Annotated in this window: 23 protein-coding genes, 1 tRNA gene and 1 pseudogene; 11 read left to right on the top strand and 14 right to left on the bottom strand. The window is 69.5% G+C overall.

What is annotated here, in order from left to right; translation table 11 throughout:
- Nucleotides 1–12: 12 nt before the first annotated feature.
- On the top strand, nt 13–279 hold the full coding sequence (locus tag DVH23_RS13025) for an HAH_0734 family protein (protein WP_114577860.1): 267 nt from the start codon (nt 13–15) through the stop codon (nt 277–279).
- On the opposite strand, the gene DVH23_RS13020 is transcribed toward DVH23_RS13025, so the two are convergent.
- Nucleotides 276–2,561: a DUF2298 domain-containing protein gene (locus DVH23_RS13020; protein WP_114577859.1), complete on the bottom strand. Its 2,286-nt coding sequence runs from the start codon at nt 2,559–2,561 to the stop codon at nt 276–278. The genes DVH23_RS13025 and DVH23_RS13020 overlap by 4 nt on opposite strands.
- Before the next feature lie 94 nt (nt 2,562–2,655).
- On the opposite strand from DVH23_RS13020, the gene DVH23_RS13015 reads away from it, so the two are divergent.
- The 4 genes from DVH23_RS13015 (at nt 2,656) to DVH23_RS13000 (ending at nt 5,729) form a co-directional block, all read left to right on the top strand.
- On the top strand, nt 2,656–3,438 hold the full coding sequence (locus DVH23_RS13015; RefSeq protein ID WP_114577858.1) for a glycosyltransferase: 783 nt from the start codon (nt 2,656–2,658) through the stop codon (nt 3,436–3,438).
- Nucleotides 3,431–3,886 carry a GtrA family protein gene (locus DVH23_RS13010; protein ID WP_114577857.1) on the top strand — a complete coding sequence of 152 codons (456 nt, stop codon included), beginning with the start codon at nt 3,431–3,433 and terminating at the stop codon, nt 3,884–3,886. The genes DVH23_RS13015 and DVH23_RS13010 overlap by 8 nt, the downstream gene beginning before the upstream one ends.
- A gap of 60 nt (nt 3,887–3,946) precedes the next feature.
- Nucleotides 3,947–4,021, top strand: a tRNA-Met gene (locus DVH23_RS13005).
- A 688-nt stretch (nt 4,022–4,709) separates the two neighbouring features.
- Nucleotides 4,710–5,729: a hypothetical protein gene (locus DVH23_RS13000; RefSeq protein WP_114577885.1), complete on the top strand. Its 1,020-nt coding sequence runs from the start codon at nt 4,710–4,712 to the stop codon at nt 5,727–5,729.
- A 51-nt stretch (nt 5,730–5,780) separates the two neighbouring features.
- On the opposite strand, the gene hpt is transcribed toward DVH23_RS13000, so the two are convergent.
- The 5 genes from hpt to DVH23_RS12975 all read right to left on the bottom strand — a co-directional run bounded on the left by hpt (nt 5,781) and on the right by DVH23_RS12975 (nt 9,526).
- The gene (gene hpt / locus DVH23_RS12995; RefSeq protein WP_114577856.1) at nt 5,781–6,353 is read right to left on the bottom strand and encodes a hypoxanthine/guanine phosphoribosyltransferase; all 573 of its coding nucleotides are present in this window, start codon (nt 6,351–6,353) and stop codon (nt 5,781–5,783) included.
- A gap of 45 nt (nt 6,354–6,398) precedes the next feature.
- Entirely contained in the window at nt 6,399–6,962 is a 564-nt protein-coding gene (locus tag DVH23_RS12990; RefSeq protein WP_114577855.1) for a hypothetical protein, read from the bottom strand.
- Between the two features lie 87 nt (nt 6,963–7,049).
- Nucleotides 7,050–8,240, bottom strand: a complete 1,191-nt coding sequence (gene coaBC / locus DVH23_RS12985) for a bifunctional phosphopantothenoylcysteine decarboxylase/phosphopantothenate--cysteine ligase CoaBC (RefSeq protein ID WP_114577854.1) — start codon at nt 8,238–8,240, stop codon at nt 7,050–7,052.
- Between the two features lie 41 nt (nt 8,241–8,281).
- Nucleotides 8,282–8,659 (bottom strand): hypothetical protein, encoded by a 378-nt coding sequence (locus DVH23_RS12980; RefSeq protein WP_114577853.1) that lies wholly within the window; start codon nt 8,657–8,659, stop codon nt 8,282–8,284.
- A 42-nt stretch (nt 8,660–8,701) separates the two neighbouring features.
- The gene (locus DVH23_RS12975) at nt 8,702–9,526 is read right to left on the bottom strand and encodes an FAD-dependent oxidoreductase (protein ID WP_114577852.1); all 825 of its coding nucleotides are present in this window, start codon (nt 9,524–9,526) and stop codon (nt 8,702–8,704) included.
- Between the two features lie 82 nt (nt 9,527–9,608).
- Here DVH23_RS12975 and DVH23_RS12970 point away from each other — a divergent pair, with 82 nt between their 5' ends.
- Both DVH23_RS12970 and trkA read left to right on the top strand, forming a co-directional pair.
- The gene (locus DVH23_RS12970) at nt 9,609–10,133 is read left to right on the top strand and encodes an SRPBCC family protein (protein WP_114577851.1); all 525 of its coding nucleotides are present in this window, start codon (nt 9,609–9,611) and stop codon (nt 10,131–10,133) included.
- 76 nt (nt 10,134–10,209) lie between these two features.
- Complete coding sequence (gene trkA / locus DVH23_RS12965; RefSeq protein WP_114577850.1) at nt 10,210–11,547, top strand: Trk system potassium transporter TrkA; 1,338 nt, start codon at nt 10,210–10,212, stop codon at nt 11,545–11,547.
- 1 nt (nt 11,548) lies between these two features.
- Here the strand turns inward: trkA and DVH23_RS12960 are convergent, their stop codons facing one another.
- The 3 genes and pseudogenes from DVH23_RS12960 to DVH23_RS12950 form a co-directional block, all read right to left on the bottom strand.
- Nucleotides 11,549–12,211, bottom strand: coding sequence for a plastocyanin/azurin family copper-binding protein (locus DVH23_RS12960; protein WP_114577849.1), 663 nt, complete (start codon nt 12,209–12,211; stop codon nt 11,549–11,551).
- 50 nt (nt 12,212–12,261) lie between these two features.
- Nucleotides 12,262–12,522: a hypothetical protein gene (locus DVH23_RS12955; RefSeq protein ID WP_255565248.1), complete on the bottom strand. Its 261-nt coding sequence runs from the start codon at nt 12,520–12,522 to the stop codon at nt 12,262–12,264.
- Nucleotides 12,523–12,806: 284 nt separating this feature from the next.
- A pseudogene (locus DVH23_RS12950) lies at nt 12,807–13,703 on the bottom strand (M42 family metallopeptidase); the annotation flags it as partial.
- Nucleotides 13,704–13,865: 162 nt separating this feature from the next.
- On the opposite strand from DVH23_RS12950, the gene DVH23_RS12945 reads away from it, so the two are divergent.
- From DVH23_RS12945 to DVH23_RS12935, 3 genes are read left to right on the top strand one after another with little or no spacing between them, the layout of a single operon-like run.
- Nucleotides 13,866–15,032, top strand: a complete 1,167-nt coding sequence (locus DVH23_RS12945; protein ID WP_114577847.1) for a thiolase domain-containing protein — start codon at nt 13,866–13,868, stop codon at nt 15,030–15,032.
- A 46-nt stretch (nt 15,033–15,078) separates the two neighbouring features.
- A complete protein-coding gene (locus tag DVH23_RS12940) occupies nt 15,079–15,480 on the top strand; it encodes a Zn-ribbon domain-containing OB-fold protein (RefSeq protein WP_114577846.1) in 402 nt (133 codons plus the stop codon).
- 40 nt (nt 15,481–15,520) lie between these two features.
- Complete coding sequence (locus DVH23_RS12935) at nt 15,521–16,861, top strand: PQQ-binding-like beta-propeller repeat protein (RefSeq protein WP_114577845.1); 1,341 nt, start codon at nt 15,521–15,523, stop codon at nt 16,859–16,861.
- Nucleotides 16,862–16,868: 7 nt separating this feature from the next.
- Here the strand turns inward: DVH23_RS12935 and DVH23_RS12930 are convergent, their stop codons facing one another.
- The 5 genes from DVH23_RS12930 to DVH23_RS12910 all read right to left on the bottom strand — a co-directional run bounded on the left by DVH23_RS12930 (nt 16,869) and on the right by DVH23_RS12910 (nt 20,368).
- Entirely contained in the window at nt 16,869–17,789 is a 921-nt protein-coding gene (locus DVH23_RS12930) for an alpha/beta fold hydrolase (RefSeq protein WP_114577844.1), read from the bottom strand.
- Nucleotides 17,790–17,863: 74 nt separating this feature from the next.
- Nucleotides 17,864–18,907 carry a methylmalonyl Co-A mutase-associated GTPase MeaB gene (gene meaB / locus DVH23_RS12925; protein ID WP_114577843.1) on the bottom strand — a complete coding sequence of 348 codons (1,044 nt, stop codon included), beginning with the start codon at nt 18,905–18,907 and terminating at the stop codon, nt 17,864–17,866.
- Nucleotides 18,904–19,320, bottom strand: coding sequence for a cobalamin B12-binding domain-containing protein (locus DVH23_RS12920; RefSeq protein ID WP_114577842.1), 417 nt, complete (start codon nt 19,318–19,320; stop codon nt 18,904–18,906). Before DVH23_RS12920 ends, meaB begins: the two co-directional genes overlap by 4 nt.
- Nucleotides 19,321–19,363: 43 nt before the next feature.
- Nucleotides 19,364–19,792, bottom strand: coding sequence for an adenylyltransferase/cytidyltransferase family protein (locus DVH23_RS12915; protein ID WP_114577841.1), 429 nt, complete (start codon nt 19,790–19,792; stop codon nt 19,364–19,366).
- Between the two features lie 75 nt (nt 19,793–19,867).
- The gene (locus DVH23_RS12910; protein ID WP_114577840.1) at nt 19,868–20,368 is read right to left on the bottom strand and encodes a Mov34/MPN/PAD-1 family protein; all 501 of its coding nucleotides are present in this window, start codon (nt 20,366–20,368) and stop codon (nt 19,868–19,870) included.
- A 364-nt stretch (nt 20,369–20,732) separates the two neighbouring features.
- On the opposite strand from DVH23_RS12910, the gene DVH23_RS12905 reads away from it, so the two are divergent.
- Nucleotides 20,733–22,634 (top strand): DHH family phosphoesterase, encoded by a 1,902-nt coding sequence (locus tag DVH23_RS12905; RefSeq protein WP_114577839.1) that lies wholly within the window; start codon nt 20,733–20,735, stop codon nt 22,632–22,634.
- Nucleotides 22,635–22,636: the final 2 nt, after the last annotated feature.

Genomic DNA, 22,636 nt, shown 5'->3' with positions numbered 1-22,636 from the left:
GAAATGCCGACAATGAAACGGCTCATCGTCCACGGCGACCCGGGGATCCGCAAGGACGCCGTCATCGAGTACGACGGCGAGGAGCTGACCTGCTTCGGGATCAACCGCAACGGCGAGTGGCACGGCCCCGAGCAGGTCCAACTCTGGTGTACCGTCGGCGCCGCCGGCGAACGCGAGGACTTCGAGAAGCGAAACTTCGTCCCCCACTTCCTCGAGGTCGTCCGTGCGGACGCAAGCGAGATCGAGGTCGTCTCCGAGAAGAGCCCGCTCTCCGTTTAACTCCCCTCTACCTCGTAGATCCGTACCGCCCCGAACTCGGCCGCGACCGACAGGGAGTCGTCGTCCTCGACGGTGAGGTCGTACCACGCCCGCTCGTTCGGCCCGACGTAGACGTAGTCGATCCCGTAGTTCTCGAGAACGGTCGCCCGCTCGGCGTCGCTCCCCTCGAAAACGGTCTCGGCGTCGGCGACTCGTTCTCGATATGCGTCCTCGCCGTGGTAGTCGGCCGCGTGAGTCCAGCCCGCGAGCGTCGGGAGTCCCGAGAACGTCGAGGCGCCCGAGACCGCCCGCGAGGGCGGGGGTTCGCCGTCGCTGGCCGTCCCATAGGTGTATTCCGGGGGCGTGGGCGCCTCGACGATCCTGGCTCCCGGCTCTCGGTCGGCGAGCCAGCCGACGGCCGCGGCGACGTCGGGTTCGGTCTCCTGTAGCTCCGCCCTGGCGTCCAGCCCGAGCCCGTCGGCGTTCTCGGCGTGGGCCAAAAGCGCCAGCCCGCCGTAGATCGAGAGGCTACAGACGAGGAGGACGATTCCGATCGCGGCGAGCCCGTCGTAGGTCCGCCGGGCGTCCGCCCGCGGCTTCTCGTCGACCCCGCCGGTGCTCCCGGTCCGCTCGAGCAGCCAGGCAAGCGCGATCCCGGCCGCGAGCGCCCACAGGAGCCAGACGTGGACGTAGCTCTTGAACACCGTGTTGAGCCGGCCCGGGCCCGCGGGGTCGGCGAGGTAGACCAGTTCGACGGTCGCGACGATCCCGGCGCCGGCGACGAACAGGAGGCTCTCGAACCCGCCGCGTCGGGCCGCGAGCCAGCCCAGCACGAGGAGGGGGGCGACGACGAGGACCGGAAGGAGTCCGGCGGCCCAGGCGGCGGCGACGAGGACGGCGGCGAGGCCGGCCGTCCTCGCCCCCGCCGGAACGGGGACGCGGGCGGCGAGATACCGGTAGGCGACGGCGAGGAAGGCGCCGTGGACCAGCAGGAAGGCGGGGAGGGGGCTCCGGTCGGCGACGAGGGCGAGCGACCGCTCGGCCCCGCCCGAAAGCGTCGGGAGAAAGGGCGCGACGGCCACGAGGGCCCCGGCACCGACGACGGCGACGAGGACGGCGGCCAGCAGGGGCCGACCGAGTTCGGCCGCGCCGTCGGGTGCGTTCTCGAGGCGGTTTCTATACGGGCGAGCGAGCCGTTCGGGGAGCAGCGTCCGGGGAGGCGCCGGCGCGAGCGCGAGCGTCAGCCAGGCCAGTCCCAGGGCGGTCGGCAGGTCCCAGGCGTTGACGACCGCGAGCCAGCCCGCGACCGGCGGGAGCGCGAGGAAGGCCAGCAGCCGGCGGCGCCGTCGCTCGGCGGCGGGGGTCTCCCAGTAAGCCAGACAGATGCCGACGGCGAGGAGGAGAAACGGCGTCGCGAGCATGTGGGCGTGGAGGTCGCCGTTCAGGAAGGCAAAGAGCGGGAACTCGTTGATCGTGCCCGGGATCAGCCGGCTCGCGTCCCAGTAGCCGAAGGCGTCGGGGCCGGCGGCGACGGTCTCCCCGCCGGCGCGCTCCATGGGGACCCCGACCGCCTCGAGGACGGCCCGGCCGCCGGGAAGGAGCCAGGCGAGTGTGCGCACGGGAGTCGCGAGGTTGCTCGCGAACCCGACGAGGACGGCCCCGAGCAGGGCGGCGGGGAGCCGAGCGACCCCCCGGCTCGCCGCGATCGCGCCCGCGAGCCCGTAGGCCGCACTCACCAGCGTCGCGTAGATGCCCGCGAGCGCGAGGGTGTAGGCGTAGTGGGGCGGCGTCGCGGTCAGTCGTGCGAGGGAGGCCGCGAGGAGGTGGCCGCCGTAGTAGTACCGGACGGGTTCGCCGGCGAACCAGGGGTCTTCGGGGGGGAGCGTCCCGGCCTTCGAGAGGCGGGTTAGCAGGCCGTAATCGAGGTACTTCTCCCCGCCCCACGGAACGATGCCCGGATCGACGGCCCGGACGGCCAGAAGGAAGGCGAAGGCGGCGGCGAAGACGGCCGCGACCTCCGCGTACCGTCGCGAGTCGATCTCGACGCCACGACGGAGGGCGAGCGCCGAGCCACAGCACAGCGCGAGGAGGGCGACGGCGACCGAGAGCCGGCCGAAGGAGAGCCGGCCGACCCAGAATCCGCCGAGGCCGACGGCCGCGAGCGCGAGCGGGATCGCCAGTCCGGCGCCTCTCCCCTCCCCGTCCCGGAAGACGGCGGCCGCGAGCGGAAGCGCGAGCGCTCCCAGCCCGAGGACGGCGACGAGCCAGCGGACGGCGAGGGCGACCTCGGTTCCGACGACCATCACCCGAACGGACAGGGACGCCCCCGAAACCCCTTTTGGCTTCGTCCGCCGGGGACCGAACCCTTTTGTCCGAGCACCGGGGCGATAGGAACGAATGAACCCGACCGTCGGCGTCGTCGTCCCCGCCTACCGGCCCGACGCCGACCGGCTCGCCGACTACGCCGAGCGCGTCGTCCGGCACGTAGAGCCCGAGGCGGTCCGGATCGAACTCGACGACCCTCTTCCGGGAACGGTCGCTACCCTGAAACGGGCTCCCGCGACGGTCAACGCCGTCTCCAGCCGACGGGGCAAGGGGAGGGCGATCACCGACGGGTTCGACGCCCTCGAGACGGACGTCTACGCCTTCGCCGATGCCGACGGCAGCACGCCCGCGGCGTCGCTTTCCGAGGTCGTCGCTCCCGTCCTCGAGGGATCACTCGCGCTCTCGGTCGGCTCGCGGCGCCACCCCGACGCGGTCGTGGAGTGCCACCAGACCCGCGTCCGGCGCCGGCTGGGCGATCTGTTCGCCTGGAGCGCCCGTCGGCTCCTCCCCGTGGCGCTGTCGGACTACCAGTGTGGCGCGAAGGCGATCACGGCCGAGGCCTGGGGCAACGTCCGGGGACGGCTCCGCGAGCCCGGCTTCGGCTGGGACGTCGACCTCGTCGCGGCCGCCGACGCCGCCGGCTACCGGGTCGGGGAGGTCCCGGTCCGCTGGCGGGACGACCCGCGCTCGACGGTCGCGCCCGTCGGGACGCCCCTGGAACTCGCCCGAACTCTCCTCCGGGTCGCCCTCCGGCGCCGGCGAGAGGGGATCGACGGAGTGGCCGATCCGCGAGGGGACGACGCCGGCGTGGACCGTCGAGCGGCCGGCGATCGACGGCGATCCGATCATGAGTGATCCGGGCCCGCTCGAGGCTGTCCACGACGGGGTCGTCGCGCTCCGTTCGGGGACCCGCCTCGGCCAGTTCGTGTCGGCGGGGCTCGTCGGCATGGCCGTCGACAACGCCGTCTTAGTCTCTCTCGTCGAGTTCGCGGGGCTCTCGCCGGTGGTCGGGAAGGTGATCGCCTGGGAGGCCGCCATCGTGGTCATCTTCGCGATCAACGAGCGCTGGACGTTCTCGACGTTCGCCTCGGGGGATCGGGAGGCGCTCGCCCGGCGATTCCTCCGGTCGAACGCGGTTCGGCTGGCCGGCCTGCTCGTCACCCTCGGGGTCCTCGCGGGACTCGTCTACGGCGCGGGGGTCTGGTATCCCGCGGCCAACGTGGTCGGGATCGGCGTTGGCTTCGTCGTCAACTACGTCGCCGAGAGCCTCTACACCTGGCGGGTCCAGTACGGCGAGCGGTAGAAACCCGCATCCGGTAGTCGAATCACAATCCTTAACTAGCGGACCGAGCTACGAATCGGTAGCGGGATGGGATAGCCAGGAGATTCCGGCGGGCTCATAACCCGCAGACCGGTAGTTCAAATCTACCTCCCGCTATGTTTTGGCGCGAACGAACCCCTGAGCGCCATCCGTAGCACGACGAGTCGATTTGAACGATACCGCGGGTCTGCGCTTCGCGCAGGTTCTCGGGAGTAGTTCAAATCTACCTCCCGCTATCGTTCGCCTCGAAAACGGTATAGTGGTCGTGTCAACTACCCCGCCCTGAACGCCTTCGGCGTTCTGCGGACGGGGCTTGCGTGGCTTCGGTCGGGAGTTGTGGTCCCGGATCGACTTGTGTGCCGGTGCGGTCGGTCGGCAGTGGCAATGTAATTGGACGTGACCTCGGCGACGTCGCGGCAAGTCGAGCGTGCTGGGAGCGGTCGCGTCGTCTTCGGGGCCGGTTGACGGCGGCCCGTCCGGAGCGAGGAACCAAACCTTTCCCACACCGACGTGTTGGTTCGGCACCCATTGCTGGGCTGTCTGAAGCCCGCTTCGGACGACAGAGGACGACGAACCGGGCGATACTAACTGTTTCGCCCACCTTCGCAACGCGATTCCTCCCCTCCCTACTCGCGGCTTCGCCGCTCGGTGAGGAAGGGGACTCCGCGCTACTGCCTGTTGAACGAGAGAACGAGGGAGCCCAGCGACCGAAGTCCGCGTGGTTCAAATCTCTCTCGAGACCATCGGCGTCGACCGGGGGGAGACGGCCACACGGATTTTAGTCGTCTCGGTCCAACCGACGGGTATGAGAGCTCGAGCGTCGGAGCTGATCGACGCCCTTCGCCGGCCGGAGTACGTCGGCGAGAACCGGTGTCTTCCCTGTACCGTCGTCAACGTCGCGGTCGCGCTCGCGGGGAGCGCCCTCGTCGCCCGCTCGAGGAACCGCCGGGGTCGGCTGTTCGCCACCGGAACCCTCGCCGGGTCGCTCGCGACGATCTACCTCCGGGGGTATCTCGTTCCTGGGACGCCCGAGCTAACGAAACGGTACCTGCCCGAGCGCGTGCTCGCGGCGTTCGGCAAGGAGCCGACCCGCGAGGGGACTCGCTACGGCGGCTGGGAGCCAATCGACGACGACACCGTGGACGTCGAGACCGGGGATGCCGAGCAGAGAGGTTCCGGGAGCGACGACGCTGCGACCGAGGACGACATGGGCGGCGATACCGACGCCGACGAAGGGAACCGGGAGCGAGAGACCATGGAACGGATCGAGTACCGCCGGGAGAACGAGGTCGATCCCGAGGCGTTCCTTGCGTCGATCGACGCCGTCGAGCCGACCGCGGACGGCACGGACCTCCGGCTGACCGACGAGTTCGCCGAGAGCGTCGAGGCCGGTCTCGAGCGCCACCGCGAGGAGCCACGGGACCTCGAGGCGCTCGCCGATCTCTTCGACGTCGATCGGGCGGCGGTGACGGTCAAGGACCGCGACTACCCCGCGATAGCGGTCGGCCAACGGATCCGGAAGTGGCCGAGCGACGGGGCGCTCGTGGCCGACCTCGCGACCGCCGAGGCCATCGAGGACCGGACCGACCGCTGGCGGGCGGTACCCCTGGAACAGCGCGTCGAGATCCTGGAGGCGCTGCGGGCGTTTCACGAGCGGTGTCCCTCCTGTGGCGGGCCGATCTCGATGAGTTCCGACACGGTCGAGTCCTGCTGTCGGTCCTACGAGGTCGCCACGCTCGGCTGCGAGGAGTGTGAGTCCCCGCTGCTGGAGTTCGACCCCGACGCCGTCGAACGGAGGGCCTCGGACGCGGGGGCTCGACTCTAGGACTCCCGTCGAATCCCCCCGGCGTGGTTCCTCGCCCGCTTCCAACCGCCTTTAGACGCCGTCCTCGGTCCCGTCGACGATGACGACCTCGCCGTCGACCACGTCGACGTCGACGAGGGTCTTGACGTCGTGGTCGGTTCCCTCGAGGCGGTTCTCGCCGCCGACCTTCTTGATCACCGCGACGGTGTCGACGACCTCGGCGCCGATGTCCCCCAGGGCGTCCAAGACAGCCGCGAGGGTGCCCCCCGTCGAGAGCACGTCGTCTAAGACGAGCACGCGGTCGTCCTCGCGGACGTCGTTGATGTACATCTCGTTCTCGGAGTAGCCCGTTCGCTGGGCGATCGCGACCTCGCCGTCGAGGCCGTACTCGCGTTTCCGGATCACCGTCAGCGGGATGTCGGTCATCAGCGAGACGGCGGTCGAGATGTGAATTCCCATCGCCGCGGGGGTGACGATCTTGTCGACTTCCTCCAGGCGGGCCTTCCGGATGATCCGGATGACGATCTCCCGGAGCAAGCCCGGGTCGAGCTTCGGGACGCCGTCGCTGATCGGGTGGACGAAGTACTGGTAGCCTTCCTTCTCGATGATCGGCGCCTCGAGCAGCGACCGCTCCAGCTGATCCATGTCGTGGCTGGACCGGTAACGGAGTAAAAGCTGACGGTACGCCGCCTACTCGTCGGTTCCGTACCGCAGTTCGGGCGGTCGCTCGCCCTCGCCGATGCGCATCCGGCGCTCATAGAAGACGTGGACCGCGGCCGTCGCCGTGAACGTGACGGCGATGACTGCCGTCCACGTCAGGGTCGGGAGGCGGGCGAACGGCGCGACCTCGCCCCAGAGGACGGCGACGAGCGCACAGCTGATCGCACCCAGCGAGAGATAGAGCTCTCGCCAGGGGATCTCGTCGCCGGGAACGATCTCGAGGTAGACGTTCATCTCGTCGGCCCGGTCGGTGGGCTCGACGACCCCCTCCTCGTCGTCGAACTCGAGGATGCCCGCCCGGTCCATCCGGGGGAGGTGGGTCTGCTGGAGGGTCGTATACACCCGCTTTCGCTGTGCGGGCGTGACCGCCTCGGGGGTCGTCTCGTACTCCCAGGCGGCGACCTGCTGGGCGAGATCGCCGAGCGACATCGTCCGCCCCTCCCGTTTGAGGGCATGGAGGGCGTAGCGCCGCCGCTGGTTGCGCAGGACGTCGAATACCTCGCCTTTCGTCAGCGTCTCCCCGTAGTCACCCATGTCGTCGCCGGTCGGTTCCCTTCTCGTACCGATCCTCTATATAAGTTCCGATCAGTTAAGAAAGAAAGATGTTCGAGCTACCGGTTCTCAGTCGAGTTCGCCCGCGAGCGCGTCGGCGACTGCCGCGGCCAGCTCTCCTTTCGATCCCGTCACCGTCGTCGTCTCCTGGCCGTCTACGAGGATCGCCCGCGTCTCCGTCTCGCCCATCACGCCCGCGTCGTTGGCGACGACGAAGGCAAGCCCGACCCGCTCTCCCAGCTCCCGGGCGGCCGCGACCATCGCCTCGTCGCCGCCTTCCGTCTCGGCTTTGAAGCCCACGATCGGGAGCTCGGGATACTCCTCCCGAACGGTATCGACGAGCTTCGGGGTCGGCTCCAACTCGAGGACGAGTTCGCCGCCCGAGCGGATCTTCTCCGGCCGAGTGTCGACCGTGTAGTCGCCGATCGCCGCCGCCGAAACCAACGCCGTGGCTCCCTCGCAGGCATCGACCGTCGTCTCGGTCATCTCCTCGGCGCTCTCGACGCGGCGGACGTCGGCGTAGGGGGCCTCCCCGGAGCCGTCGTCGCGGCCGAACGGCCGGGGGCCGACGGGGCCGTGGACAAGGACGACCTCGGCTCCGTGGACGTGACACGCCCGCGCGACCTCCCGCCCGGTCCGTCCCGACGACCGGTTCGTGAGGACCCGGATCGGGTCGATCGCCTCCCCCGTCGCGCCCGCCGTGACGACGACGCGTGTCCCCTCGAGGGGTCGGTCGCCGGCCGCGCGGGCAACGGCCGTGCAGATTGCCTCCTCGCCCGCGATCTTGGCTTTCCCCTCCTCGATGCGGGGCGAGACGAAGGAGACGCCCCACTCCTCGACGCGTTCGATCGACGAAAGCACCCCGGGGTGGTCGTACATCGGCTCGTGCATCGCGGGGGCGACGACGACGGGCACCCCTGCCCCGATCGCGGTCGTCGCACACGTCGTCACCGGCGTGTCGTCGACGGCGGCGGCGACCTTTCCCACCGTGTTCGCGGTCGCGGGCGCGATCAGGAAGACGTCGGCCCACCCCTCCCGGCCACAGAGGGAGACATGTTCGACCTGCCCGGTGATCTCGGTGACCACGGGCTCGCCGGTCGCGAACCCGATCGCCCACGGGTGAACGATCCCGCGGGCGCTATCGGTCGTCACGGCCCGGACCGACGCTCCCTGGCGCCGGAGCTCGTGGACGAGTTCGACCGTCTTCACCGCGGCGATCGAGCCGGTGACGCCGACAGCGACATTGACTCCCTCGAGCATCGCCCTCCGGTTCGGCCCTCCCGACCTAAGCGTTGGCGGTCCTAGCGGTCGGCGGCGATCGCCCGCCCTGCCAGGGCGAGGACGACGATCGAGACGACGGCCATCACGGCCTGACTGATCGCCGCGGCGGGCCGTTCGACGTCCTCGCCGGCCGCGAGCGCGACGGCGTCGCCGACGCCCATCGCGCTGCCGGCCAGTCCGACCAGCGCCGCGATCGCGAGCCCGTAGATCGCGACCTCGCGGCGGCCGGCGTCCCGGCCCAGCCGCGCGAGCACGACGAAGAGGAGTCCGAACAGCGACGGGATCAGCGCCGTGACGCTCGAGAAGTCCGTCAGGACGTAGGCGGCCACGCCGAGGACGACCAGCAGCGTTCCGGCCGCGATGCCCGCGAGGTAGGTCTGCTCGGTAGCGTTCGCCATACCCGATGTTTTCGAACGCGGGGAGTATAGCTTTCGCTTTTCCTACTCGATCTCGACGCTCGGATGCATCGTCGGCGCCTCCTCTCTCGGTTCGGCGAGCCACTCCCGGAGGCGTTCGCGGGCGGCCGCGTCCCGTCGCCGCCGTTCCTCGTCGCCGATCTCCTCGCAGGCCGGCGGAACCGCCCGGCCGCGACCCGTGAAGTAGCCTTCGGGAGCGACCCAGTCGTGGTAGAAGGGGACCTCGGAGTCCTGGATCGCGGCGAGTCCGACCTTCGCGCCGTGGCCCGCCGCGACGATCGCCTGGTGGGGTTCGTCCGCGATCTTTCCCGCGGCGTACACCCCGTCGACTGCGGTCCGGCCGTTTTCGTCGACGGCGACGACGTGTTTGCTCCCCCGCTCCCGGCGGCCGACGTCGAGGGGGACGAGGTAGTCGCTGTCGGGCCAGGAGGCCGCGATCACCCGCCGCGCCCGGAGGGGATCGCCGCCGTCGGTCTTGAGGCGAAAGCCCGGCTCGTCCTCCAGGCTCTCGACGCGGGTCACCCGTCCGAGTTCGAATGTCGCGCCCGCGGCCCGGGACTGCTCGCGGACCATCTCGAGGTACCGGCGCGCGTCCACCCCGTCGGGGAAGCCGGGATAGTTCTCAAGGCTGGCGTTGCGCGCGAGGATCGACTCGCCGCCGTCGACGACGAGGGTCCCCAGGCCCGCGCGTGCGGTGAAGATGGCCGCGGCGAGGCCGGCGACGCCGCCGCCGACGATACAGACCTCGGCCGGTTCTTCGGGGTCGGCGAAGGCGACGGCATCGGCCGTTTCGTGGGTTCCGGTCGCCCCCGTTTCACCGGCTCCGTCGGTCGCGTCGGTCGTCTCCATACGGGGGGTAGCCGGCGATCCGTCTTCAAAGGGCCGACGGGGGATAGCAACCCTTACCTTCGGCTCCCCGCATACGGCGGTCGTGGACAGAATCGTCCTCAGCACGGTCGTCTACCGGTCGCCCGAGGAGGTGTTTCCGTATCTGGAGTCGTTCTCGCGGTACCCCCGCTACTCCGAGCATCTGGAGTCAGTCGACCAGCGCGGCGACGGCGGCGCCGGCACCGAGTACGACCTCCGGCTTTCCTGGCGGAAGTTCGGCTACACCGCCCACTCGGAAGTGACCGAAATCGCCGAACCCGAGACGCTCTCTTGGCGGCTCATGGAGGACGTCGACGCCCGCGGCGAGTGGCGCGTCGAGCCCGCGCCCGAGGCGGCCCCCGAGGGCGAGGAAACCGCCTCCCGGGTCTACTTCGAGGCGATCTACGACCCCCACTCCGCGGACGGCGACGCGATCTCGCTCCCCACCTTCATCTCGCTGGACTGGCTCGTCTCCAAGATCCAGCCCCGCCTGCTCGGCGAGGCAAAGGAGGTCGTCGCCCGACTGGTCGCCGACATCGAGGGCGAGCGCCGCGAGGTCGACCTCGCGGTCCACGAGTCGCCCCAATAGCAACCCACTTACCGCTCGCCGAAAAACGGCCGTCAATGCTGCCGAGATCGAGACGGGTGCTCGGGGTGAGCCGACCGTGCGCGTGATCGTCGTCGGGGCCGGCGAGGTCGGTTCGACCATCGCCGCGACGCTCGCCTCCGACCACGAGGTCGTCGTCGTCGACACCGACTCCGAGCGCGTCGAGACGATGACCTACTCCCACGACGTCCTCGCGATCGAGGGCGACGGCACCTCCCTCGAGACCCTAGAGGAGGCCGGCGTCGACCGGGCGGACATGGTGATCGCGAGTACCGACAGCGACGAGACGAACATCGTCGTCTGTGGCGCCGCAAAGACCGTCGACGACCCCTTTACCATCGCACGGGTCAAGAAGACCGACTACCTGCGGACCTGGGAGCACTCGGAGGGCGCCTTCGGCGTCGACTTCATGGTCTGTACGGACCTCCACACCGCCGAGACGATCGTCCAGATCGCGGGTCTGCCCGGCGCCCGCGACGTCGACACGTTCGCCGGCGGAGTCGTCTACATGGCCGAGTTCTCGGTCCCCGAGGGGAGCCCGATCGCCGGCCAGACCGTCTCGGAGGCCGACCGCTTCGAGTCGCTTACGTTCGCGGCGATCATCCGGGACGGCGACGTCGTCATCCCCCAGGGGGGGACGGCGATCGCGCCGGACGACGCCGTCGTCGTCATCGGGAGTTTCGAGAGCGTCCGGGGCTTCGCCGGCTCGCTCGCCCCCGCCCCGACCCTGGAGGAAGCCAACGAGGTCGTCATCGTCGGCGGCGGCGAGATCGGCTACCAGACCGCCCGGCTGTTCGAGGCCGAAGGGATCTCCCCCCGGCTGGTCGAACGCGATCACGACCGGGCCCGCGAGGTCGCCGAACGGCTCCCCGACACCCTCGTCTTGGAGAGCGACGCCACCGACATCGACTTCTTCATGCGCGAGCACGTCGACGAGAGCGACATCGTCGTCGCCGCCCTCGACAGCGACGAGAAGAACCTCCTGGCGTCGCTGCTCGCGAAACGGATCGGCGTCGACCGGACCCTCGCGGTCGTCGAGTTCGGCGACTACGTCGACCTCTTCGAGGCCGTCGGCGTCGACGTCGCCGTCAACCCTCGCGTGGTCACCGCAGAGGAGATCATCCGCTTTACCTACCGGGAACACACCGAAAACGTCGCGATCCTCGAGGCCGACTGCGCGGAGGTCTTAGAGATCGAGGTCGATCCCGACAGCGCCCTCGCGGGCAACCGGATCAGGGACGTCGTTCCCGACCTCCCCGACGGTGTCGTCATCGGTGCGATCACCCGCGACGGGGAGTTGATCACGCCCCGCGGGGACACCGTCGTCGAACGCGGCGACCACGTCGTCGTCTTCGCCGACATCGAAGTCATCGACGCGGTCGACGACGCGCTCTGAGTTACCGCTCCGAGGAGCCGCCAAACCGCATGAACGCGTAGACCAGCGACAGCGTCGAAACCATTCCCGCGACGGTCGCGATGACGAGCGTCCAGGCGGCGTCGGGGACGAGTTGGACCGGACCGCTTGCCTGCTGGCCCGCGTCGGTGCTGACGGTGAGGGTGCCGGTCATCCCCTGGGAGACGTGGGGTTCACAGATGTACTCGTAGGTGCCTTCGGTGTCGAACGTCGAGGTAAACGAGAAGTCGCCGCTCTCGAGGGAGGTGTGTCCCTCCCAGCCGGCGCCCTCGGGCTGGGAGTCGGGGACGACGTTGTGCTGGGCCTGGGTTCCCTGCCAGGCCCACTCGACCGTGGTTCCGGGCTCGACCGCGAGGTCGGCTGGCTCGAAGGCGTTGTCGACGACGTTGACCGTCTCCGTGGCGCCGCCCCCGCCGCTACCGCTCTCGTTGCCGCCGCTTTGGTTCCCGCCACCGCTTTCGTTGCCACCACCGCCACTTTCGTTTCCGCCACCTCCTGCGCCGCCGCTCTCGTTTCCGCCACCGCCGCTTTCGTTCCCGCCCTCTTCCTGGGCGGCTGCGGTTCCGGTCGCGCCCGCGGCGGCGACGGCGGCGGCCGTCGCGACCACGAACCGGCGCCGGGAGAGCGGATCGTCATCTGGGTTCATGGCCGGAGGTTGGGGAGGCCCGGTACTGAAATCTTCGATTCGCCCGTCGATCACAGCCGGTAGTCGTGATCGCCGTCCTCGGTCTCCAAGATCGCCGAGAGCAGGTCGATCGTCGCCGCGACGTCGTCCACGTGGGCAGTCTCGGTGACAGTGTGGAGATAGCGCGTCGGGATCGAGATGGCGCCGACGGGTTTCGCGCCGTTCGTGTGCTGGAACCCAGCCGTTTGACATCCTCCACACGAGTGAAGTCGTGGGATTCCTCGCGCTCGGGGCCGGTCACGCTGACCACCCCGACGGAGGCAACGTCCCAACCCCAGTGGTTGGTCCCGGTTTGTAGGCAGTGCGTCGAGGCGATGAACGCATGGCAACGTCAGTCCGAACGCGTTCGGACTGCCTCGCTAACACCCTACGGGCGGTGCCATCAGCCACACTCAATCAGGCAGGGTTGCTTTTTGTTGATGGGGACCCCAATCCAACCCCAGTTTTCCCAGTCGAGTTAGACTCATAAACGGCCCCAGAGTGCCTAAGTCTTGCGGTTTCGAGTCTCTGCCTACCGCTTAGACCCACGACTTCAGTCGTGGGCTCCCGCTTAATTCGTGTCAGTTCCGCCCGCCGGGAGGATCTCGAGTTGGCGGTCGATCCCTCGTTCCTCGGCGACGTCCCTGAGCCGGCGGGTCACCTTCGGGTTCGTGATGACGCTCGCGTCCTTCAGCTTGATCGCCGTCCCCTCGCCGAGGCGGGTGACCTGCTCGCCTTCCTTGAACTCAGGGACGTCGTTGGCGACGGTGACGTCGAGTGCGATCGCGAGATCCGGGTCGATGTCGACCCCGAGGGCGCGGGCGCCCCGAAGCCCGACCTCCTCCTGGACCGTCGCACAGAAGTGGATCGTCGCCTCGGGGTCGTCGATCCGCCGGGCGGCCTCGAGCATCGCGAACAGGCAGACCCGGTCGTCGAGCGCCTTTCCGGTAATCGTCTCGCCAACGCGCTCGGTTCGCTGATCCATCGTTACGAGGTCACCGGGCGACACCCGGTCGCGGGCCTCCTCGATCGGGAGGCCGACGTCGACGAAGGCGTCCTCGACCGTCGGGGACTCCTCGCGTTCCTCCTCGCTTTGGGTGTGAGGCGGCGGTGAGCCGATCACGCCGGGGAGGTCGCCGTCGTCCGTGTGGACCGTGACGCGCTGGGCCTTCAGGACGCGGGGGTCCCAGCCGCCCAGCGGATCGAGTTCGAGGAAGCCGTAGTCGGTCTTCTTCCCGCGGACGTGTCTGACCATGAAGCCGATCTCGTCCATGTGGGCGGCCACCGCGACCGAGTAGTCGCCCTCGCCCTCGACGGTGCCCACGACGTTCCCCATCGCGTCGGTCCGGACGCGATCGACGACGCCGTCGAGTTCTTCCTGGACCAAGTCGCGGATCCGGTCCTCGTAGCCGGGAACGCCGCTCGTCTCGGTCAGTTCGGACAGGAGGTCGAAGTCGAAGGGAACGGGGTCCATACCCCCAGTTTGGGTCGGCAGACTTAAACGAACGGGGAACGAGTCCGGGTTTCGGCCCGGGGATCGGTCGAATGTATCGGCGTTCGTGTTCGTTCGGATGACCGAGTCCCAGGTTTCCATCCGAACCACGGAGTATTAACCGACAGGCTCTCTATGGGAGGTATGAGCGAGGTACGCGTGGCCGGCGTCGGCCTCACTCCGTTCGGGAACAGCCCCGAGCGGACGGGCCGGGACCTGTTCGCCGAGGCGACGATCGCGGCCTTCGAGGACGCCTCCGTCCCCCGAGAAGACGTCGAGGAAGTCCTCTACGGCAACTTCATGGGCGAGATCGCCGAACACCAGGGCCATCAGGGACCGCTGATGGCCGACGCCGCCGGCGTCGACGCGCCGGCGACCCGCTACGAGGCCGCCTGCGCCTCGAGCGCCACCGCGGTCAGGGACGCCGTAGCCCGCATCCGGTCAGGGCAAGCAGACGTCCTCCTGGTCGGGGGCGCAGAGCGGATGAGCAACCTCGGGACCGGCGGCGCGACCGAGGCGCTGGCCATCGCCGCCGACGACCTTTGGGAGGTCCGCGCGGGGATGACCTTTCCCGCGGCCTACGCCCTGATGGCCGAGGCCTACTTCGAGACCTACGGCGGCGATAGCGAGGATCTGGCCCACGTCGCGGTCAAGAACCACGCCAACGCCGTCGAAAACGACTACGCCCAGTACCAGCGCGAGATCACCGTCGAGGACGTTCTCGAGGCCCCGCGGGTCGCCACCCCCCTCGGGCTCTACGACTCGTGTCCGATCTCCGACGGCGCGAGCGCACTGGTGCTCGTCAGCGAGTCCTACGCCGACCGGGAGGGTCTCGACGCGTCGGTCGCGATCACGGGCTCGGGCCAGGGCGGCGACCGAATGGCCCTCCAAGACCGGGAGACGATGGCGCGGACCCCCGCGGCCAGCGAGGCGAGCGAGAAAGCCTACGACGACGCCGGGATCGGTCCGGAGGAGGTCGGCGTCGCGGAGGTCCACGACTGCTTTACGATCGCGGAGGTGCTCGCCATCGAGGCGATCGGACTCGCGAGCGAGGGCGAGGGGATCGCCGCCGCCCGCGAGGGCCGGACGACGGTCGAGGGCGAGGTCCCCGTAAACCTCTCGGGCGGGCTGAAGGCGAAAGGCCACCCCGTCGGCGCGACGGGGGTCTCACAGCTCGCCGAGTTGACGAAGCTCCTGCGGGGCGACCATCCCCACGGAGACAGGGTGGAAGACGCCGACGTCGGCGTCGCCCACAACGCGGGCGGTACCGTCGCGAGCGCGGTCGTCCACGTACTGGAGGTGGTCGCGTGAGTCCCGCGAACGCGGCGACGCCGGAACTCGTTCCGGAGGTAGTAGAATGAGTGACGACGAGCCGGTCCGGGACGCCGGCTTCGACGACTGGCTCGACGCTCTGGGCGACGGCGACCCGTACTTCCTCGAGTGCGAACACGGGCACGGCTCGCTCCCGCCCCGCCGGGTCTGCCCGGAACCGGGCTGTGACTCGACGGATCTCGAGGAGCGCTCGCTTCCCGAGACCGGACGGATCGAATCGGTCACGGTGGTCTCGGTGGCGACGCCCGCATTCGAGGCAGACGCACCGTTCGCCCTCGCGGTCGCCGACTTCGGCCCGGTCTCCCTGACGGGACAGGTCCGGGGGATCGAGTCCGAGGACGCGGAGATCGGAACGACGGTCTCCCTCGAACTCGCGACCCCGGGCTCCGAGACGGTCGATCGCGCGGTCGCCTTCCGACCCCGGTAGCGAGCGTAGGCTCTTTGTCGGCTCCGCCCGATCTCTCGGTATGACTCCGTCGCTCTCCCCGCCCACCAGACGGCGGCTGCTCGCCGTGGCGGGGGCCGGCGTCGGCGCCGGCCTGGCGGGCTGTCTCGCGCCGCGGGCTGGCTCCCACACCTACGAACCCCCCGAGGACGTCGGCGCGTCGCTGCCCTACGACGAGACCTACCCCGACGACGACGCGATCACGATGTTCCGGGGCGGGCTCCGTCGGCTCGGCTACTATCCCGACGAGACCGTTCCCGAGTCGCCATCGATCAACTGGCGGGCGCCGGTCAACTACGCGGGCCACAACGCGGCGAAGGCGAGTCCCCTCCTCTCGCCCGACGGCGAGACGGTCGTCGTCCCCGCCGACACGGGGCGGATCCACGCCTTCGGCCCGAAGGGGCGCCACCGGTGGGTCACCGAGACCCCCGCGACCCGCCAGGGCTTTCACGCGACGCCCGTGATCGCCGACGGCGTCGCCTACCTCGGGGGGTACGACGGCGCGAACCGGGGCCAGGAGGCCGCGATGTACGCGATCGACGTCGCCAGCGGCGAGGTGCTCTGGCGAACCGAGGAGATGGACGGCTCGGTCGCGATCGGTTCCTCGGCGGGCTACTGGGACGGCTATCTCTACGTCATCGTCGAGTACCGAAACCCGATCCAGAAGGGCGCGCTGTGGGTGTTCGATGCCGAAACCGGCGCTCCCCTCTCGAGCGACGACCGGATCGAGGGGATGCCCCACCCGACGGTCGCGATCGATCCCGATGCCGGCCGGCTGCTCTCGGGGTCGAACGACGGTGTGGTCTACTGCTGGGAGTTTCCCTCGCTCGAGTTCGCCTGGGAGTTCGAGACCGGCGCCGAGGTCAAGGGACCGATCGCGACCTACGACGGGAGCGCCTTCGTCGGCTCCTGGGACGGCAACGTCTACCGGATCGGGCTCGCCGACGGGGAAGAGGAGTGGCGCTTCGAGACCGGGAGCGTCGTGATGTCGGCGCCCGGGATCGGTCCCGAGCGCGGGACGGTCTACGTCGGCAGCGACGATCACCACGTCTACGCCCTCGACGCGGCCACCGGCGACCAGCGGTGGGCGACGGACGTCCAGGGGCGGGTGATGGGCGCCGTGACGGTCACCGCCGACGCGGTGCTCGCGGGGACGACCGCGGGCGAACTCTGTGCGCTGGAAAAGGAGACAGGGGAGCTACGCTGGTGGGTCGAGGCTGCGGGACAGGTCACGAGCGAGCCCGTTCCCCGCGACGGGCGGATCTATTTCGCCGAGCGCGCGGACGTTTCGGGCTATTTCGAGGAGGGCGAGGAGACCAAAGTCGAGACGCCGGGCCACGTCTACTGTCTCATCGGTGACTGACCGGGGGCTACTCGACGAGCCCCGCGAGGTACTCCGCGACCTCCGCGGGTCGCTCCGCGTGGGGCAGCAGCGTCGCGTAGTCCACGACCGCGAGGTCGCATCCGGCGGCCTCCGCGAGCCGTCGGCCCTCCCGGAGGGGAACGATCTCGGCCTCCCGGCCCCACAGCAGGGTGACGGGGACCGGACAGGCCGAGAGTTCGGTCGCCAGGTCGAAATCGGGATCGAGCGAGCCCGAGACGAACGAGGCCGGAGCGAAGCGCGCGCCGGGCTGGTGGGTCGTCGCCCAGGCGTAGGCGACCTCCTCGGGCCGGATCGAGTCGGGGTCGTAGTAGCCCTCACGCCGGAGGAAGTATCGAAGCGAGGGACGACTCGCGAGCAGGTCGAACAGCGCCGTTCCCACGAGAGGCGAGCGAACCAGAGTTCGAAGCCAGGGCCGTTCGGGGCCTGTGTCGGCGGTCGGACAGACGAGGACGAGCCGCTCGAAGGCTCCCTCCTCGGCGGCCGACAGCACGAACGAGCCCGTCAGCGAGGAGGCCAGCACGGTCGGCGTCTCGAGAACGTCGGCGGCGAACTCCCGGACGAACTCCGTGTAGAGGTTGGCGGAGTAGACCAGCGGCGGGCGGTCCGACCGGCCGAACCCGGGGAGATCGACCGCGACGACGTGGTAGTGTTCGGCCAGCGCCTCGAAGATCGGGGAAAACTCCTCGCTGCTCGCGGCGGCGTGGAGCCCGTGATAACAGACCAGATCGGGGTTTTCCGGATCGCCGGCGACGGTGTAGGCGACGTCCATCCCGCGCCAGCGGTAGGTTCGGGAAACCCCCGGAAGCGGGTTCTCTAACTCGCCTGCCCGCCGGCGCTGTAGACGGTGCCCGATCGCGGCGGCCCCGGCGGCGGCGACGGCCCCGCCGATCGCCCTGCGTAGGTTCATACCCGTCGTTGGGCGGGATCGCCATTAGTGGTGTGGGTTTCGGGAAGCGAGCCCGGAGGGGGCCTGGCTGGCGATCACCGCGGGGGCTCGGGCGAGCCGGCCTCTCGCTCGGCGAGACGGCGCTCGAGGGGTTCGAGGAGCTCCTCGACGACCGCGTAGGGGTCGCGTTCGCCCCGCCGGACGGCCTCCGCGAACTCCTCGACCCCGCCGCGGGCCGCGAGTTCCTCCTCGAGCAGGCCGTGGACGTCCTCGCGGAGCAGGGTCCGGATCTGTTCGGCGTGCCGGCGGCGGGCCTGGCGGGCGCCGTCGCCCGATTCGGCGAGATGTCGCTGGTGGTCGTCGAACGCCACCATGAGGTCGGCGACGCCCTCCCCCTCGGTGGCGACGGTCTCGACGATCGGCGGGCTCCAGCCCCCGCGTTCCTCTAGGTCGCCCGCGTCGGGCGAGGCGTCGGGGCCGTCCTCGCCGAGTTCGATCATCTCCCGGAGCTCCCGGACCGTCCGGTCGGAGCCCTCCCTGTCTGCCTTGTTGACGACGAAGACGTCCGCGATCTCGAGGATCCCCGCCTTCAGGGTCTGGACGGAGTCGCCCGACCCCGGCGGGACGAGGACGGCGACCGTATCGGCGGCCTTCACGACGTCGATCTCGTTCTGGCCCGCGCCGACGGTCTCGACGATGACGACGTCCTTCCCGAAGGCGTCCATCGCGGTGACGGCTTCCGTGGTGGCCGCAGAGAGCCCGCCGAGGGCGCCCCGGGCGCTCATCGACCGGACGAAGACGTCCATATCTCCGACCGTGGAGGCCATTCTGATCCGATCGCCCAGGACGGAGCCCCCGGTGAAGGGAGAGGCGGGGTCGATGGCGACGATCCCCACGGTTTTTCCCTGCTCGCGATACGTCTCGGCGAGTTTGTCCACCAGCGTCGATTTCCCGGCGCCGGGACTCCCCGTGATCCCGATGACGTCGGCGGTTCCCGCGTGGTCGTAGAGGCCGGCGACCAGTTCGCGGTAGCCCGGCGCGCGGTCCTCGATCCGCGAGATCGTCCGGGCGAGCGCGCGATGGTCGCCCGCGAGAACTCGTTCCAGCAGGTCGTCGTTTCCCGCGGTCCCGGAGGTCATCGCCGTTCGGGCGCGTTCTCGCGGACGAACTCGATCGTCTCCTCGATCGGCGTCCCAGGACCGAAGACGGCGGCGACGCCCTGCTCTCTGAGGTCGGGACGGTCTTCCTCGGGGATGACGCCGCCGACGAGGACCAGGGTGTCTTCTTTTGCGCCGTACTCCGCCAGGCCGTCCATGATCTTCGGGACGAGGGTGTTGTGGGCCCCCGAGAGAATGGAGATCCCCAGGACGTCGACGTCCTCCTGGACCGCCGCCTGAACGATCTCCTCGGGTGCCTTGTGGAGCCCCGAGTAGACGACTTCGAAGCCGGCGTCGCGAAACGCCCGCGCGATGACGTGTGCGCCCCGGTCGTGGCCGTCGAGGCCGACCTTGGCGACGAGACACCGGATCGACCGCTGGGCCTGTCCGCTCATACCCCCCTGTTCTCCCGCCGAACGTTTGACTCTAACGGAAGCTTTAAGAACGACGCTCGAGCACCCGCTCGACGATCAGCCGCGTCGAGAGCATCTCGTCGGGATGGCGCGGCTCGCGGCCGCTCGCCCGCCGGACCGCACAGTCAATCCCCCGCTCTCCCAGTTCGCGCTCGATCGCTTCGGGGTCGTGGTGTTGGTCGTGGCCGAGCGCGATGACGTCGGGCCGGAGCGCCTCGATCGGCGCGAAGATGTCCGCTTCGTCCCCGAGGCGGGCGTCGTCTACCATCTCGAGGGCCGCGACGACGTCCCGGCGCTGGGCGCCCGGACAGATCGGGGCCTCCTTGTGGTCGACGTTTTCGGCGCGGGCGACGATGACGTACAGCTCCTCGCCCATCGCGGCGGCTTCCCGGAGGTAGTGGACGTGGCCCGGGTGGAGGATGTCGAACGTTCCTTGGGCGACGACGCGGGTCATGGCCGATCGGCGGCCCCTGGTTTCCGTGGCTCTCTCATCGGTTCTCCGTTCGTGGCCGTCGGTTTCCGTCTGTGTCTACCATTCGCGTAGCTCCTCGTCGATGTCGGCCTGGTCGAAGTCGAAGAAGTCCTCCGGGTCGGGAAGGGAGACGTCGATCACCTCGAGGTCGCGGGGCTCGCCGGCGGAGTCGAACGCTTGCCAGTCGTGGTTCCGGTAGGGCGCCCCGAGGATGAGGTGGACCGAGCCCCGCCCGAAGGAAGCGAGGTCCTCGACGCTCGGCTCCAAGACGCCGTTGGGATGGGAGTGGACGCTGCCGACGGCGTTGACGTCGTTCGGTACCTGGCTCGTCCGGACCGTCGCGCTGACGCTGTTGGTCTCGGTCCCAGGGATGACGAGCACGTCGGTGACGACGAGCCCCTCGCGGTCGAGTCCGAGCCGGCTCGCCTCCGACGCGCGGAGCAGGCCCATGTACTCGTCGGGGTGGCTCTCCCCGGCGGACTCGAGGGCGAAGTCGAGGGTTTCCTCGGCGATGCCGAGGATCCCGCTCGATCGGAACAACGCGTCGAGCAGGCCCATGCCCTGGATGGGGGCGTGGTGTTGCTAAACGTTGCGGAAGGAGGGCGAACGAAGTTCGCCGAAACGGAGGCGGCGCTAGCCGCCGAAGAGGGTGGACGATGCGAGCGATTGCGAGCGGAATTCACGGAAAATGAGGCGGACTTCGTCAGCCGAGGGCGCGAACGAAGTTCGCCGAAGGAGTGGGCAGAGCGAGCGGTAGCGAACGGTGCCCACCTGAATCGAGACGGCGAGGCCGTCAAGAGGGCGACGACAGTCGCCGAAGGCGGGCGACCGAGGCCCACAACGTCGGGCCCGATTCCGCGTGGAGGGCGCCCGAACCGTCTTGATAAGGGTTATACCGGGCCGACACGAACCACGGATACCGATGACACGTGAGTCCGCCGGCGGAGCCGGCGAAGACGGGATTTCCGTCGTCTACGATCTCGATGCAGACTGTACCGCAGACGATATCGAGGAAGAGCGCTTCTATCTCGCCGAAATCAACGGCGTCGTCGACTACGGCGTCTTCGTCGATCTCTCCGACTCGATCTCGGGGCTCGTCCACGAGTCCGTCCTCGATGGCACCTACCGCGTCGGCGACGAACTCGTCGTCTCCCTCGAGGCCGTCCGCGACAACGGCGACCTCGCGTTCGTGCCCGCGGAGAGCTCCGATGACTACGACCTCGAGCCGATCGGTCACGAGTATTCGCTGACCGGTACCGACCGCCTCGAGGCGTCGGTCGGCGAGCAGATCCACCTCGAGGGCGAGGTCGTCCAGATCAAACAGACCGGCGGGCCGACGATCTTCCACGTCACCGACGAGTACGGCGTCGTCCCCTGTGCGGCGTTCGAGGAGGCAGGGGTCCGGGCCTACCCCGCGACCGAGGTCGGCGACGTCGTCCGGATCACCGGCGTCCCCGAACGCCGGGAGGGCTCGATCCAGCTTGAGGTCGACGGGCTCTCCACCCTCGAGGGTGACGACGAGGCCGAGGCCCGCGAGCGCATCGAGCACTCCTTGGAGGAGCGTGCCGAGCCCCATACAGTCGAGCCCCTGATCGACTGGCCCGCCTTCGAGGCACTGCGGCCCGATCTGGAGGCCGTCGCGAAGAAGCTCCGCCGAACAGTGTTGGAGGGCCGGCCGATCCGGATCCGCCACCACGCCGACGGCGACGGGATGTGTGCCGCCGTCCCCGTCCAGATGGCCTTGGAGCGGTTCATCGAGGAGGTCCACGAGGCCGACGACGCCTCCCGGCACCTGATCAAGCGCCTGCCCGCGAAGGCGCCGTATTACGAGATGGAGGACGCCACCCGGGACCTGAACTACGCCCTCGAGGATCGGGAGCGCCACGGCCACCAGCTTCCGCTCCTCCTCATGCTCGACAACGGCTCGACGGCCGAGGACGTCCCCGCATACGAGACGCTGGCCCACTACGACATCCCGATCGTCGCCATCGACCACCACCATCCCGATCCCGACGCGGTGGAGGACTCCCTCGCGGCCCACGTCAACCCCTACCTCCACGGCGAGGACTACCGGATCACGACCGGGATGTGCTGTGTCGAACTCGCGCGGATGATCGACCCCGCCTTCGGCGAGCAGTTGCGCCACGTCCCCGCCGTCGCCGGCCTCGCCGACCGCTCGAAGGCCGACGCGATGGCCCGGTACGTCGAACTCGCGAGCGAGGCGGGCTACGACGAGGACCGCCTCGGGGACGTAAGCGAGGCCCTAGACTACGCGGCCCACTGGCTGCGATACAACTCCGGCGACCGGCTGATCCGGGACCTGCTCGGGCTCGGAGACGGGGAGGACCCCCACGACGAACTCGTCGACTTCTTTTCCGAGCGGGCCCGCGAGGACGTCGAAGAGCAACTCGAGGCCGCCGAACCCCACGTCGAACACGAACGCCTCGCCAACGACGCCCACCTCTATCGCCTCGACGTCGAGAACCACGCCCACCGGTTTACCTACCCCGCACCGGGCAAGACCACCGGCGAACTCCACGACCGGAAGATCGAGGCGACCGGCGATCCCGTCATCACGGTCGGCTACGGTCCCGACTTCGCCGTCCTCCGGAGCGACGGCGTCCGGCTCGACATCCCGAACATGGTCTCGGAGCTCGCCGAGGAAGTCGAGGGCGCGGGCGTCTCCGGCGGCGGCCACCTCGTCGTCGGCTCGATCAAGTTCGTCAAGGGCAAACGCGAGGCCGTCATCGACGCGTTGGTCGAGAAGATGGCCGCCGCGGAGATCGACGACGAGCTCTCGGCGGCCGGCGCGATCGACGACTGAGC

The organism is Saliphagus sp. LR7, from assembly GCF_003344565.1.
In the GTDB taxonomy this organism is placed as follows: Archaea; Halobacteriota; Halobacteria; order Halobacteriales; family Natrialbaceae; genus Saliphagus; species Saliphagus infecundisoli.
This window is presented reverse-complemented; position numbering and strand designations above follow the sequence as displayed.